This is a genomic window from Mesorhizobium sp. M0800 (assembly GCF_040320095.1).
GTDB lineage: Bacteria > Pseudomonadota > Alphaproteobacteria > Rhizobiales > Rhizobiaceae > Mesorhizobium.
In genome coordinates, this window is sequence record NZ_JAMYOZ010000022.1 from 1 (window position 1) to 14,444 (window position 14,444).

The following is a 14,444-nucleotide window of genomic DNA, read 5'->3' on the forward strand; positions in this document are numbered from 1 at the left end:
CTTGTGGCTGTTTGGACAGACCACGTTCTATCATCAGCTCGAAGCGCAGCACCTTCCTGCATCACCGTTGAAGAAGGGGCGCAAGCCGAATACCCCATCTACCCATGGAACAAGCTGGCAGCGATAGAAGTTTAATGCGGGCAGCAAGCAGTCCCCCGCTTTGCTGCCAGATCGGGTGGCACCGGTCGGCCCGCGTTTTCTTCCCGCCTACGCTTGAAGACGCGGGCTTGTCATAGATACCGCCAGCAACCAGCCGATCCCCTCAATGCGATGTGCGACAGTGAAGCATAAGCAACGCATTGAAGGGAGCTTCACATGGCACGTCAGATTTCAAAGCCGTTCCGTTTTCACACGCGCGCTGGCATCATTTCGATGTCGCGCAAGGTGTTCGAGAGGATCTCCGCGCTCGTCATGCGCTGCAACGGCGCCTACGCTGCGCACAGGGGTGAATACGAGGGCATAATGGCGGATCTTTTCGCAGCCAAGGCGGAAATGCCGGACCACTTCAACGAGAAGGGCGACCACGTCCTTGGCACCGTCGAGTGGGCAGCATGACAGAGAAAATCTGGATCGACGGTGTCGGCATCGAAGGTGAGGCTGAGAAGATCAAGCCCATCGTCGAGGCCTATATCGAGGCCAGGGTAAAGGCCGGTCTTGGTGCGGTGATCACCGATGCCACGGGCGAACTGACGCAGTGGGCGATCGAGCTGGAGAAGAAATTCCCCTGGACACCGCCGGAAGCGGGGTTGACCGCGACGCCGGAGGTCAACGCCAAGACCTGCTATTACAAGAGCCTGAAGCCATGAGCCGACATCTTCCACCAAGGGCCGAGACCTGGACCGTGGCTGCGAAGATCGCCTATCTCGAGCGGCAGATCCGGCTGTGCGAAATCGAGGCTCGGGACGATCGAGTCTGGAAGCACCATCAGAACATTCGAGCTAACCCAGGGGAGGCAGTTCACCTGGGCAACGCGCAGCCGGCGGTCGTGTTGGCATAAAAACAACACCCGCAGACAGAGCCTGGTTCGGTCTTCCCAGGTGATCTGTTGGAGAAGGCGAGCTGCAAATCGCCTTTTCCTTTTACCAGGCAGCAGCCATGGAACCCCTTGGCCTCAGCAGCGTTCGCTCGCGATGATGGAAGGGCTCCGCTCGTGGCAAGCAGGCAGGACGTTCTATCGTTGATGGCAAAGCTGCTGGCTCAGCACTTCGCTAGAGACGACCGCGTCGACATCGCCCAGACCAGGCAATGCGTCTATCTCAGGCTCGACGACAAGGTCTATCACCTCACGGCTGAATCAATCGCCGCCATCGACGACGCCAGGGATCCTGTAGGCGCCGGCAAGCGCTTCATGGCCACCATGGATCCAACGCCAAAGCCCCGCAAGCGAGCAAAAGGCAGAACCAGCATCATTCCCGGCGTGCAGGTCCGGATCAGACACAGGCGAGGCTGAACGTCAACAACAGGTCCACTTAGGCCCAGGCAGGTCCACTACCGGCCAGGCCATGGTTGTCACCCCGGCAACCACATTCTGTAAAGTCATCTTCCGCACAAAGACAACTGGTTTACCCTAGGTTTCCACCAAGTTGTCGAACCAGACCAGCAAAATAAAAATCATCAGCCCGCAACCAGATCAAAAGCGTCAGAAAACAGCCAGGCAAGTCCACCAGCGAGCACCGACAAACTCCGACGACACAGACAGCGGCCAAGAGACGGATAGCGTCTACAGCGCTCCCCTGCAGAGACCAGAGCAGACAGAGCCATCATCACCAGAAGCCAGGCAGGCCAAGGTCGAATAGCTATTCGGACGACCAGGTTACGAGCACGCCGGAGAGCACCGACACGCACACGCATATGAAAAGCAGATATCCGCCATCGCGCATAGAGCACCACTACAACCACTGCAGACACTAAGGAAGAGCCGGTGCCCTGAGAGAGTGGACGAATAGAGCAGTATCGGAAAATTGGATGTTTGGTTGGGCCGGCCTGCGCTGAGGCTCACCACGGTGCACCTGAAAATGCGGCGGCGCGCCTAACCCGAGGCTCGCCACCCCGATTCGCGTCGTCCCGTTAACTGGATCGAGGCCGGAGCGACGCCTTTCCGGCACGGTTTTCTGCGTCGGACAAAGGAGCGGTTTTCTGCCTGCCGGAGCTCATTGCCTGCCGGAAGATCCATTAGTCACTTTTGGTAACTAAGGCTCAAGCCCTCACCGTGTTTCGTATATATATGTTTCTTTACCTGTTTATCTAAAACACCATATGAATACGAAACGAGGCAGGGTTTTTGGACCAGGCCCACGGTTCACAAGCACTGTTCCGGCAGGCACCTCGGGCTCCCCAGGTCAGGCAAGCAGAAGGCCCGCGCACTTGCGGGTGGCTCATCAGTTCAGAGGTTCTCGGGCTTCAAGAGCAGTGCCCGGAAAACACAGCACGATATTCCGACCAAAGTCACCCGTTCAACTCACAGCAGCGAAGCGTGAAACAAATCCTGCCGGCACGCGTTCCGACACGGCGGGCGGCGTTGCCGGAGGACCCAATGCCCGACGAATACAACGACATCCTCATCCCTCAAGACGCCCTCGACGCATCGCCACTCCGGGAGGAGGAGTATTTCGTCGTCTGCCCGGCATGCGGCCAGGCCTTCGACATCAGGTGCATGGAGGAGGCGCTCCATCACAACGAGCTCGGGCACGAGCCCTACGGCCTCGACTCGTAGGACTGAGCTAAGCCCCCCAGCCTACTGTTCCTTCTTTAGAAGCCTCAGAAACAGATCAAATCAACCTGTAGTCCGGGTCGTCTTTGTCATGGCCGAACAGCTCGAAGGCGCAGCAGGCGACCGACGTTGTGGGATCTTTGCCATGCCATGCGATCGCGGCTTCGATCGCCTCGTCCTCAGTCACTAGCTCCCAAAGGCTTTCCATTTTGATGCCCTCGATTGGCTCGATCTGTCCGTGAAGCATATATTCGCTCTGGCGCATTGGCCAAATGGAATGGCCAGAGCGGCAGCGGGCATGCGCTCGATATCAGGTGGATGCGTGGGCTGCTACGCGCCGTGCCTTGCTCAGCAGCCAGGTAGCAAGAAGCGCGGACAGGCGTGAGCGACGAGCGGGCTGGCCCGGATGATCCCGATCAGCACACGAAGAAAGTGACAACGCCGCCCGAGAGCCGGCGCGCTTTTCGCTATAAATTTCGCTGCGATCAAAAAAAGACCGGCCGACATCTTCAGTTGGCGACCGGTCTAACAATGGTGATTACATGAATTATAGCAATCCCGCGCCCGGCTGTCAGGCGGGCGCACATACGGAGTCTCCTGATGACACCGAGTTTGACGGTGATCTCGCGAAGTTCATCGCCGCTCTCCCCACCGGCTTCCCGCGTGTTGAAGCGCCGATCGTAGAGCCGATCGACACCGGCAAATTTGCGACAACGGCGGTTCCGGCCAATACGTCAGAAGCCCCGAAATCCAGGCATTCCGCGCCCCACCATATCGACGCGCCAGTTACCGGCACAGCTCACCCACAATCACCCTGTATCCCAACCGCTCCTAACCCCTCACGCCCTATAGCGCCTGCTACCCAGCCGAAGACCAAGAGCAGCAAGCGCGAGAGCACCAAGCCCAAATGGCGAAAGCTTGGTGAGCTCGGCAAGCTTCAAGCCGGCATCGAGGCAGCCGGCCGTCAAGGAGGACTCGCCTGGTCGCTCAACTTGGGGATCGGACGTGAGAGTGCGCTCCTGAACAGCGACGATCCGGCGCGGCTACTCTCGAACAACATCAGCAGAGAGTTTCGGCGGGCGGTGGGGCATGACCTTCCTTACTCCTTCATACTGGAGCTTTGCCGCGACAATCAGGGCTTCGAGCGGCTTCACGCTCACGGTGTCGTGGTATTGGGCACGGTCGATTCCGTTCGTGTCCGCGAGGCGCTAACTCGTGCCGGCGGCGAGATCGAAGATCGCGGTTGGGCTAAGAAGCAGCTCGAGCTCAAACCGATCATCGGCGCGGCCGGTTGGACTTCCTACATCACCAAGATGCGCCGCTGGGGCAAGGCCGTGCCCGCGAACCGCCATGTCTTCATTTCCCGGCAGCTCAAACAGATCGCCCGGCAGGATTATGATGAGTTCGGCCTGTCAAAGAAGCTGTCCTTCACAAAGCCGCGCAGGGCTCGGCGTGCTCAAGCTGCCCGATGAAGGCAACCTCCCGGCGCTGGAACCCAGGCGGACAGTTCAAGTCCCTGGGGCCATGGTAGCGTCAAATACGAAACGATTTCGCATTTGACCGACCGATCACGAACTTTAGAGATCCGACTTCGCTGAGTGCTACCGGGCCGTTTGTCGCGCTTGCGAGGCACTGGCATCGCGGACCTGGACTAGCGGCCATCCTCTATCTTGCATGCTCTCTTGACATTTAACAGTTAAATGTTAAGGTGGAGGTAGATACAGCAGGCATCAACTCAGTTGGAGCGCACATGGCTAAGACAGCAGCAGAATATCAGCGCGCCTACCGCGAGCGGAAAGCGGAGCTAGCGAAGCGGGCTGGCGATCCCACGGACAAGATCTCTACTCGGCCCTTCAACGAATATGTGACCAGTGACGGCAACTGGCCGGTCATTGAGGAAGTGCTCGAGAGCGTAGGCGTTGCACCGCCGGCCTTTGATGGAGACAGCGACGACCAGTGGCAGGAACAATGGGGCGAACCTTATCGCGCCTCAATTGGCCGTGCTGAGCGAATGGTTGGGGCTTTTCTCGATTCCGCTTCCGGCCTTGCCGACGCTATCGCCCGATACAAGCGGCAAGAGATCGACCGGGCGATTGCCGACCTAGAATCCGCCGACATGACAGTCCCGGCAACTAAGAAAAAGGCGCTCGCTGAAATCGTGCGCCTCAATCGAGTCCGCGACCAACTCGACAAGCAAGTGCGCTGGTCGCTTCCGCAATGGAAAACAACAGGAGAGATTTGAAATGACCGTCGACGCAGAACTGGAAGACCTCGATCTTAGCGCTGCTGAATTCAACAACCTTGAAGGCCTCAACAATGAGGCAGCCACGCCTGCAGCCAGTCACACAGCGGCCGTTGCCACGCCGATGCCGCCATCTCTCAGAAAGAGCATCTATGGCGCCCTAAAGCCGGAGATTGCCAAGCTGGCTGAGGAAGCGGCCGGCCGTATTCACGGCCAAAGGGAAAGCGTCAGCCGCAATATGGTTGAGATCGGCAAAGAACTGCGCTCGATAAAAGACACGCTCGACCACGGCATGTTCGGCAAGTGGATTCAGGCTCAATTCGAAATGACCGCGAAAACCGCCCAAACTTACATGAACGTGGCCCGTATGGTTGAGGAGAGCGGGTCCGTCCTGAATCTGAATCTGTCCGACACTGCTTTGCAGCTTCTGGCGGCACCGAATGCAGACTCCGTGCGCGACGAGCTCACCAAGACCATTGCCATTGACATCAAAGCAGGAAAGCCGACCCCGAAGCCAAAGCGCGTCAAGGAGATGATCGCCACGGCCAAGGCAAAGTCAAGGCACCGGCAAGGGCGGCAGCAACCAGCATGACGACCACGAGCTCCACGCCCGCCAATGCTGCAGCCGCCGCGCTCCCGACACCACCCACCGGCACGCCGGCTCAGACTCCGGTCAAGGCTGCACCGGCTGCGATCCAGACACCTTTGGCGACCACGAGGACGACCCCGGCACCAGTGACTCCGGAAGAGGCCAAGGCGGCGGCTACCTTGATGAAGATGCTTGTAAAGGTTCTGCCGAGGTTCGCCGAGCTCTACGACATCGCCGGCCATGAGGTGTTCCGGAAGGCGATGGCCGAAGCGTTGAAACAGGCAGGGAATCAGTCTGCACCGGAAAAGCTGGCGGCATAAGCCAGGCAGCAAGAAGGGCTGACGACCAGGCCCGCCGCTGACTCGGCGAACTCTTCTGTTGCGCCCTATCGAAGCGAGCTGGAATCGCAACGCCCGGTCGCCACCAAGGATCGATCGCGAATTGCCTTATCCGGTCGCGCTATGCGAAGGCGACCGATTTTAACAATGGTGATAACGTGAATTACAGCAGTTTCGCGCCTGCTTGTCAGGCTGACCCGCAAATACAGCGCCGTGATGACATCGATTTCGATGCCCTCAACGACAACAATCTAAAGGCGCTCGAAGCCCTCGACGCAGAAGCCCGCGTTGACAACAAAGTAAAACGGACGAGGGTCAAATCAGTCTATCGTGACGCTTTATTTCGCCCGCTGTTCCAAGCGGTTGCGGTATTGGACGACCTGCGGGCGAACGGGGGGACTTCAGTTACCTACGTGACGCCCTCCCACCCTCTCTACCCTGTCATCCACCTAACCAACTCTCCTACACTCCCGAACGTCTCATCGTCCTACAAGCCCGAGACTCTGACCGACGCCGAAGAGCTTCGACAAGCCCGTTGCTGGCGCGACTATGCCGTCATACTGCCTGGCCTGCGTGAGCACGTCCTGCCGGCGGCCTGGCGCGATCTAAGCGACCCGGCCCGTCTCGAATGGTTCCACCACGCCCTTCGCTCGCTCGGCCATGTGCACGGCTTTACGCTTGACCTGTCTCGGGACATTGAGGCCCAGGTCAGGACCGCGTCATCAACCGCCGGCTGGCTGTCGAAACGTATCGCCCGGCGTCTGGAGGCAGCGCTTGGCCGTCACGTCGATTGCTGGTTCGCATTGGAGGTTCCGAGCATCATCGGCTGCACTTGCACGGCGAGCTTCAGTTTGCGCCCGAAGAGGCTGAGGCGGCGCGGAAGGCGTTGCGCTTGGCTGCAGGCGAGTGGCACTCGGTTCGCCAGCACCAGGCCCGCACGAAGAACGAACCGAGCAGCGTTTGGGCGAACTACAGCTCGAAGAGGTGGATGTTCATCCGGCCGCGACCGCAGCATGGGCGGCTCGCAGGAATCGCGCGGCCGATCAATGGCGATTGGTATTTTGCGACAAAGCCAATTCGCGGGCTGGCGAGTGAGCTCTATTTCATTCGGCGGCAGCAAGTCATTAAGCTGATGAGGTCACTTCCTCTTCCGGCGCGCAGGTGTCGTAAAGCCCTCTAAGGGATGGCTGCCGAAGGAATTTCGATCAAACTGCCCAAGTCGCAGAAAGCGCCTCGGCCTGACGAAGCACCGTTTGCACGGCGGCGTCCTGGAGATCGGGCGGGTAACCATGCTTGCGCAGAATTCGCTTCACTAGCACTCGCATGCGTGCCCGGGCGCTTTCGCGGTGTGACCAATCCACAGACACACTGCCCTTGAGGCTGACGAGGAGTTCGTGCGCGATCACCTTGAGCGAATCGTTGCCCATCAATTCCACGGCGCTCTCGCTTTCTGCCAGTGCGTCGTAGAAGGCGACCTCGTCCTGTGATAACCCCTCATCTTCACCGCGCCTTCGAGCGGCCCGAACCTCTTTGGCGAGCTCGATAAGTTCCTGCAATACCTCAACCGTGCTGATCGCGTTCGTGTGGTAGCGGGTGATGGCCGCTTCCAGGCGTTCGGAGAAGCGTTTGGTCTCAACCACGTTCGTTTTGCTTCGGGAGCGGATTTCATCGTTCAGGAGCTTGCGTAGTGCCTCAAGGGCCAGGTTCTTCTTTTCGAGCTGCTGAACCTCGGCGAGGAACTCATCCGAAAGGATCGAGATATCGGGCGTTGTAATCCCGGCAGCCGCGAGGATATCGACGATCTCGGTTGAAACGACCGCCCGATCCAGAATCTGCTGGATGGCAAACTCTCGATCGGCGGCGCTCCGTTCGGCGCCGTCGACCGACTTCACTAGGGCTGCGCGAACCGTCTGAAAGAAGCCCACTTCGTCCCTGATATTGCGCGCTTCATCGCTTGCCGACGCCAGAGCAAACGCCTTGGACAAGGCGAGCATGGCATCCTGATAGCGGCGGTTTTCGCGGCGTTTTCCGTCTTCGTTGGTCTCCCTGGCGGCGGCCTCATGCTGTCGATCCAGTATCCATTCGATAGCCTCGGCCAGCACAACCAGGCGTTCATGTGGAGCGCTCGCCAGTCCGCGCGCGTAGTCGAAACCGTGATACATCGCCTTCACGACTTCATACTTCTCAAGCAGCACTGCAACCGCTTCAGCTTCATCGATCCCCGCCTGGCGCTGATCTGAACCGGAATATTGGCCGAGTGCGTTCTTGAGGTTCTGAGCGATCCCAATATAGTCAACAACGAGCCCGGCCGGCTTGTCGCGGAACACCCGGTTCACACGGGCGATGGCCTGCATCAGCCCGTGGCCTTTCATCGGCTTGTCAATATACATCGTGTGCATTGACGGGGCGTCGAACCCGGTCAACCACATATCTCGCACGATCACGAGCTTCAGCGCGTCCTTCGGGTCTTTCGCCCGCTTCGCCAGAAGATCGCGGCGCGCTTTGGTGCCGATATGGGGTTGCCAGCCTTGAGGATCTACGGCGGACCCCGTCATCACTATTTTGATCGTGCCCGCCGCGTCCTCGTCGCTATGCCAATCGGGCCGTAGAGCCACAATCTGATTATATAGAGCAACGCAGATGCGGCGGCTCATGCAGACCGCCATCGCCTTGCCATCCATGGCGGCGACGCGATCCTCGAAGTGCCGCACCAGATCGGCGGCTACCATCGCAACCCGCTTCTCGGACCCGACAAGCGCCTCAACGGTCGCCCATTTACGCTTGATACGCTCCTGTTCTGTTGTGGCCTCGTCTTCAGTCAGTTCCGCGATCTCCGCGTCGATCCTAGGCTTTTCCTGGTCGGGAAGCTCGATGCGCGCGAGGCGGCTTTCGTAATAGATCGGGACCGTAGCGCCATCCTCAACCGCGCGGCTGATGTCGTAAACGTCTATGTATTCGCCGAACACGGCTGGCGTATTCACATCGTCCTTTTCGATCGGCGTTCCGGTGAACCCGATGAAGGATGCGTTTGGCAAGGCGTCGCGGAGATATTTAGCGAAGCCGTAGGCGATTCCGCCGCTCTTCTGCTCGATCCGTGCCCGAAAGCCATATTGACTGCGGTGCGCTTCGTCGGCGATCACCACGATATTGCGGCGGTCAGTCAGAGTCGGATAGGTAGCCTCGCCGGTCGCTGGCGAGAATTTCTGAATGGTGGTGAAGATTACGCCGCCCGACGCGCGGCTGAGCGCCGATTGCAGATCGTCGCGGCTGTCGGCCTGGATCGGCGTCTGACGGATCAGGTCGCGACACATGGAAAACGTGCCGAAAAGCTGATCGTCCAGATCGTTGCGGTCGGTGATAACGACGATTGTCGGGTTTTCAAGCTCGGGCCGCCGCACTAGCTGTCCGGCATAGAATGCCATCAAAAGGCTCTTGCCCGAACCCTGCGTGTGCCAGATCACGCCGACCTTTCGATCGCCCTGCGGTGCTGACGCCTCAACGGTTTTCTCGACCGCGTGCCGCACCGCATGGAACTGGTGATAGCCAGCGATGATCTTCGCGAGCCCGGCGCCCGTTTCGCCGAACACGGTGAATTCGCGCAGCAGATCGAGTAGGCGGCGTCGGTCGAAGACGCCTTCGATCAGGATATTGAGTTCCGGCTGCCCCTTCGCGGCGATGACCCTTCCATCGGTCGTGCGCCAGGGCATGAACCGCTCTTGATCGGCGGTCAACGAGCCGACGCGCGCCGTTATGCCGTCAGAGGTGACAAGGACCGCGTTGGTTCGGAAAAGCGACGGAATCTGTGTCTTGTAAGTCTGAAGCTGACTGTGCGCGCCGGAAAGCGTGGCGTTTTCGCCACCAGGGGCCTTGAGTTCGATTACACCGAGCGGCAGGCCGTTGATGAAGACCACGATATCAGGCCGCCGATTGATGCTGCCCTCAATCACCGAAAATTGGCCGGTTGCAAGCCAGTCGTTCGCGGCGACATCCTCGGAATCGATCAGGCGAACCTTGTCGCCCCGGATCGTGCCGTCTTCACTGTAGAATTCAACATCGACGCCCTCGACCATCAGTCTGTGCAGACGGCGGTTCTCTTCGATAAGCGACGGCTTCTCGGTTGCCAATACCTTCCGCAACGCGTCGCCACGCGCTTCGGCCGGGATCGCCGGGTTCAGCTTTTCGATCGCCGCAATCAAACGCTTGACGAGCACGATATCGGCATAGGCTTCCCTTTCGGGCGCCTTTCCGTCCGGCCCGATCTCGGCATCGGTTGAAATCGCGTAGCCAAGCCCCGCGAGTTGATCGAGCACCACCTGTTCTACTGCGGCTTCGGAAAGATAAGCCATCAGGCGACCTCCGCGTTTTGAGGCGCAGCGGCTTTGGCTTCACGACATGCATTAAGCACGAGTTTGTAGGCTTCGCGATCCACACCGAAGAGGAGGCGAGACGTTTCGATGGCGAGAGGCACCTCTTCGCCGTCGGGGAGGATCACGACGGCACGGATGAAGCCTTCCTCGTCAAGTTCGGCCCTCAACGTGGCGAACTCATCAATGATCGCATTCGACCCTTCAAACCGCTCGTAGGGCTCGAAAGTGCGAACGGGATCAGGTTCCCGCTCCAAATAGATTTCGTGAAGGAACGTCACGATCGCGTCCGCCGCCAGCAACGCGGAGCGGCGGTGATGCGCGGAAAGCTTTTTGCTCAAGCCGTCCTTCCCGTGACTGACGGTTCCAGCAATGTCGCGGAATTTTCCGAGCGCCTCCGTCAGGTTGTAATGTTGAGATATTATCTTGCTGAACGGGTCGTCGCGACGCTCGACGATTGCCATCAAGCGAAACGCGGCAGACACCCAATTGCTGAAACTCGGATGGGCATTTCGAATTGGACTGTCCGGCCATTTTTCAATCGGGTTTAACGGATCATCCAATTCCTGGATCAACAACCGGCACGCGCATTCCACAAAGCCCTTGGCCGCGTCGATGCAGGCGTCGTTCTCGTCGGCGAATTCGCGTTCGAGAGTCTCGAAGGTTTGCTGAAGCATCGGCGCATGCCGCCAATGCGCGCTGAATGCCTTGATACCTGGATACCAGTCCGCGCTCATGCCGCTCTCGGCGCTGGCCCGAGAACCACGATCTTGGGAAATGGGCCGACCAATTCCTCAACGTCAAAATCGGCACCGTCCCGCGCCCAACGCTGCAGTTCGCGGCGGACAGCTCCGCACATCACGTGACCTCCCCGACGAGCTTCTCGGCGTCCCTTATGCGAACCTCGCCCGACATTAGTTTCGGGAGCAGGAAGTCGCGGGTGGCAGCTAGAGTATTTGTTTCACGCTTGTTTGCCTCCGCCCGGTCAAGAAGTGCTCTGGTTGTGGAACTGAATGCAGCGAATAGGCTCCCCGGCGCGACAACGAGTTCAGTTGCTGTCACTAGCTCTGGACGCACGGCCGGATAAGCTCCGCCATCGGCGAGGCGTGCGAGGCGGTCGATGTTCTCTTTTGCAGTGACTGCAAAGTAAACAACCTCACGGAAAATCTGATCCTTTGGCCGAAGCACGGCGAAGCCCGTGCTTCCGGTCAAGCCCTGAGCGGAAACATAGGCATACGATCCGTTGCCAGGCCGGACGGTGCCAACAATAGTATCACCCGGCCGCAGAATACGCTGAGCGCGGCTCGGTGCCGCCTCCCGCGCATATGGAGTGGTTGCCTCTATAGATCCCCATTTGGTGTTGGATAGATCGACATAGTCGACCGCTTCGGGATACATCGCGCGGGACCAGCTTTCTGGGTTCAGGCTTGCGACATCCGACAAAGCTCCCGCACTCCAGCCCTCCGGCTTGCCGTCCTCATCAAGTGTGTCCGGGAAGAGAGACCAGATGTCGGCGGCGAGATAGGGCGAGCGATCGATATTGTTTCTGTGCTGGTCTTCGCCCCGCATGGCCATCTTGGCGCGAGTCGGACCGAAATCCACGAACCAGTCACTGAAAATCGCGCGCGCGGTCGCTTCCAGCGTCTCGCTCATCCGCCGGTTCAACTCGATCTTGTCGTCGAGCGCCCCGAGGACTTCGACGACCGAATCCTGCGTGATGCGATCAGGCATGCAGATGTGAAAAGCCTTGGCCTCAGGAAAGTAGATCGTTTGGTGGACGCTCCCGACCGCGAACATCAAAAGAGCTTCGCGCTCAGCAAGCAGGACATACTTGAGAAAGTGCGGGTTTAACTCCTCCGAGCAAATCCAATTCACAAAGTCTTGGCTGGTCGACATCGGGCGACCCATGACGACGACGTAGCCAACGGAAGCTGTTCTCGATAGGCAAACAGTGTTTTTTGGGAGCACGCGGGCCGAGGAGTTTTCAATCCCTAGCTCGTTTGTGGATTCAAGCGTCTCATGGATTACGCGGCCGTGGTTTCCGGTAGCATCACGAATACCGACCCAAGGGATCGGACCGCCCCAGTATTCGGGGCGCCGTCGGCTGGGTGTATGCCCGGACTCAAGTCTCGCAACCGAAGACAAGGGCGTCCAGCTCCAACCTTCAGGCGCGGGCAGATTGGGCCATCCGACCGAGAGCGCGTATCGCCCCGGGATCACAGCGACAGTTGCATCGCGTCCGCCAGTTATGGTTTGGGCTCGCGCCATCAGCCCACCACTTTTTTAAGAGTCTCAACAATGCGCGCAGAGAGTGCGTCCGCGTCCGCGAAATGGCCGCGAAGCTTTTCGGTCAGGTCTGCAAAGCGATCCGCAAACAAGCCTTCAGCGTCATTGACTTCAGCACTCCCAACATATCGACCAGGCGTCAATACGTGCGCTTGTTGCCGGACTTCCTCAATGGTTGCGGCTTTGCAAAAGCCCGGAATGTCCTTGTAGTTGCCCGCATCGGCTTCGCCACGCCACGCGTGATATGCGCGTGTAATCTTCACGATGTCGGCATCAGAGAATTCCTTGCGTGTGCGGTCTACCATGTGACCAAGCTTGCGAGCATCGATGAACAGGATCTCGCCTCGACGATCCCGGAGCTTCGCATTGCGTGCGATGCCGTTGGATTTGTCCCGAGCGAGGAACCACAGGCAGACGGGAATTTGCGTTGAATAGAAAAGCTGGCCGGGAAGGGCGATCATGCAATCGACGACACCGGGTGTGCCACCCACACCTTCAATGAGCGCCCTGCGGATTGTATCTTCTCCGCTTTGGGTCGACGACATCGAGCCATTCGCGAGAACCACTCCTGCCGTGCCGCTCGGAGCAAGGTGGTGCACGATGTGCTGAATCCAGGCGAAGTTGGCGTTGCTCGCTGGCGGCATGCCATATTTCCAGCGCACGTCGTCCCGCAACCGATCACCGCCCCAGTCAGAGATATTGAAGGGTGGGTTCGCGAGGACGTAGTCAGCCTTGAGGTCGCGCAGTTCGTCCTTGTGGAAGCTGCCCTCGCTGTTCCATTTGATCTCAGCATCAATCCCGCGCACGGCCAGGTTCATTTTGCAGAGCCGCCATGTCGTATAATTCGACTCCTGCCCATAGATGGCGATGTCACCGATCCGCCCCTCGTGTTCCAAGGCGAACTTTTCCGACTGGACGAACATGCCGCCCGATCCGCAGCAGGGATCGTAGACGCGGCCCTTATATGGCTCGATCATCTCGACCATCACCCGCACAACTGACCGCGGCGTATAGAACTCGCCGCCCCGCTTGCCTTCCGATCCGGCGAACCGGCCGAGGAAATATTCATAGGCGCGGCCGAGCACGTCGCGCGCCTCGCCCTTTTCCTGACCGAATGCGATGCCGGAGATTAGGTCGATCAGTTCGCCGAGCATCACCGCGTTGAGCGCGGGACGGGCATAATCCTTCGGCAGCACGCCCTTCAAGGTTTCGTTTCGCTTCTCGATCGCGATCATCGCCTCGTCGATCATCTTGCCGATCGAAGACTGTTTCGCGTTCGCCTGAAGGTGCGACCAGCGCGCCTCTTTCGGCACCCAGAAGACATTCTCGGCGGCGTATTCGTCCGGATCTTCGGCGCCATCGGGATAATCGGCCATCAGCTCAGCGCGTTTGGCTTCGAAACTGTCTGAGATGTGCTTCAGGAAGATCAGGCCAAGCGCGACGTGCTTGTAGTCCGACGGCTCCATGTTGCCGCGCAGCTTGTCGGCGGCCTTGAACAGTTCGGCCTCGAAACCGAGATCGCCACCCTTACCGTTGCCATTGGCACGGGCAGGGTGCGCACGCGCAGCGACCGGCGCACCGGCCGCGACGTCGGCTTCAACCGCGCCGCCAAGCGAGACCGAACCGCCGCGACCACGTCCGGTCGCCACGACGCCCTCGGCGACGAGTTCATCTCTCACCGCGGTATAGGTGGTTTCATCCCATTCCAGCGCTTCGCGCAAACGTCCGTTTCCTGCGGAACCGCCAAGCTCGGCCAGCTCCGCCACGAATCTGTCCCTCTGAGTCTGTTTAGCCATTCCGCCCTCGTGCCGAATCCCGAACAATCTGCTTGCGCCATTTAGGCCGAAATGGCTCCCATTGCTAATGAAGGTATGGTGGGGTTCGTCGTTTCGACTAGCTGAACCAGGATCACGTT

14 protein-coding genes are annotated in these 14,444 nt (G+C 59.1%); 9 read left to right on the forward strand and 5 right to left on the reverse strand.

Translation table 11 applies throughout. From position 1 onward, the window contains the following. Positions 1–315: 315 nt before the first annotated feature. From NKI18_RS22635 to NKI18_RS22650, 4 genes are all read left to right on the forward strand, one after another. A complete protein-coding gene (locus tag NKI18_RS22635; protein ID WP_353020507.1) occupies positions 316–555 on the forward strand; it encodes a hypothetical protein in 240 nt (79 codons plus the stop codon). Continuing rightward, positions 552–806: a hypothetical protein gene (locus NKI18_RS22640; RefSeq protein WP_353020508.1), complete on the forward strand. Its 255-nt coding sequence runs from the start codon at positions 552–554 to the stop codon at positions 804–806. Before NKI18_RS22635 ends, NKI18_RS22640 begins: the two co-directional genes overlap by 4 nt. A 374-nt stretch (positions 807–1,180) precedes the next feature. Then, positions 1,181–1,450 carry a hypothetical protein gene (locus NKI18_RS22645; protein WP_353020511.1) on the forward strand — a complete coding sequence of 90 codons (270 nt, stop codon included), beginning with the start codon at positions 1,181–1,183 and terminating at the stop codon, positions 1,448–1,450. 1,023 nt (positions 1,451–2,473) lie between these two features. Continuing rightward, the gene (locus NKI18_RS22650; RefSeq protein WP_353020514.1) at positions 2,474–2,713 is read left to right on the forward strand and encodes a hypothetical protein; all 240 of its coding nucleotides are present in this window, start codon (positions 2,474–2,476) and stop codon (positions 2,711–2,713) included. A gap of 55 nt (positions 2,714–2,768) precedes the next feature. On the opposite strand, the gene NKI18_RS22655 is transcribed toward NKI18_RS22650, so the two are convergent. Beyond that, positions 2,769–2,957: a hypothetical protein gene (locus NKI18_RS22655; RefSeq protein ID WP_353020516.1), complete on the reverse strand. Its 189-nt coding sequence runs from the start codon at positions 2,955–2,957 to the stop codon at positions 2,769–2,771. 295 nt (positions 2,958–3,252) lie between these two features. Between NKI18_RS22655 and NKI18_RS22660 the strand changes: the two genes are divergently transcribed. The 5 genes from NKI18_RS22660 (at position 3,253) to NKI18_RS22680 (ending at position 7,012) form a co-directional block, all read left to right on the forward strand. Further along, positions 3,253–4,182, forward strand: coding sequence for a hypothetical protein (locus tag NKI18_RS22660; RefSeq protein WP_353020518.1), 930 nt, complete (start codon positions 3,253–3,255; stop codon positions 4,180–4,182). Between the two features lie 278 nt (positions 4,183–4,460). Then, the gene (locus tag NKI18_RS22665) at positions 4,461–4,952 is read left to right on the forward strand and encodes a hypothetical protein (protein WP_353020520.1); all 492 of its coding nucleotides are present in this window, start codon (positions 4,461–4,463) and stop codon (positions 4,950–4,952) included. 1 nt (position 4,953) lies between these two features. After that, positions 4,954–5,544: a DUF3102 domain-containing protein gene (locus NKI18_RS22670; protein ID WP_353020522.1), complete on the forward strand. Its 591-nt coding sequence runs from the start codon at positions 4,954–4,956 to the stop codon at positions 5,542–5,544. Continuing rightward, entirely contained in the window at positions 5,541–5,861 is a 321-nt protein-coding gene (locus tag NKI18_RS22675) for a hypothetical protein (RefSeq protein WP_353020524.1), read from the forward strand. Before NKI18_RS22670 ends, NKI18_RS22675 begins: the two co-directional genes overlap by 4 nt. A 176-nt stretch (positions 5,862–6,037) precedes the next feature. Further along, the gene (locus NKI18_RS22680) at positions 6,038–7,012 is read left to right on the forward strand and encodes a hypothetical protein (protein ID WP_353020527.1); all 975 of its coding nucleotides are present in this window, start codon (positions 6,038–6,040) and stop codon (positions 7,010–7,012) included. 72 nt (positions 7,013–7,084) lie between these two features. Here the strand turns inward: NKI18_RS22680 and NKI18_RS22685 are convergent, their stop codons facing one another. The 4 genes from NKI18_RS22685 to NKI18_RS22700 form a co-directional block, all read right to left on the reverse strand. Continuing rightward, the gene (locus tag NKI18_RS22685) at positions 7,085–10,225 is read right to left on the reverse strand and encodes a type I restriction endonuclease subunit R (RefSeq protein WP_353020530.1); all 3,141 of its coding nucleotides are present in this window, start codon (positions 10,223–10,225) and stop codon (positions 7,085–7,087) included. Further along, a complete protein-coding gene (locus tag NKI18_RS22690) occupies positions 10,225–10,980 on the reverse strand; it encodes an abortive infection family protein (RefSeq protein WP_353020533.1) in 756 nt (251 codons plus the stop codon). Before NKI18_RS22690 ends, NKI18_RS22685 begins: the two co-directional genes overlap by 1 nt. 121 nt (positions 10,981–11,101) lie before the next feature. Next, complete coding sequence (locus NKI18_RS22695; RefSeq protein WP_353020536.1) at positions 11,102–12,511, reverse strand: restriction endonuclease subunit S; 1,410 nt, start codon at positions 12,509–12,511, stop codon at positions 11,102–11,104. Then, positions 12,511–14,295 (reverse strand): class I SAM-dependent DNA methyltransferase, encoded by a 1,785-nt coding sequence (locus NKI18_RS22700; RefSeq protein WP_353020539.1) that lies wholly within the window; start codon positions 14,293–14,295, stop codon positions 12,511–12,513. Before NKI18_RS22700 ends, NKI18_RS22695 begins: the two co-directional genes overlap by 1 nt. Between the last annotated feature and the right edge of the window lie 149 nt (positions 14,296–14,444).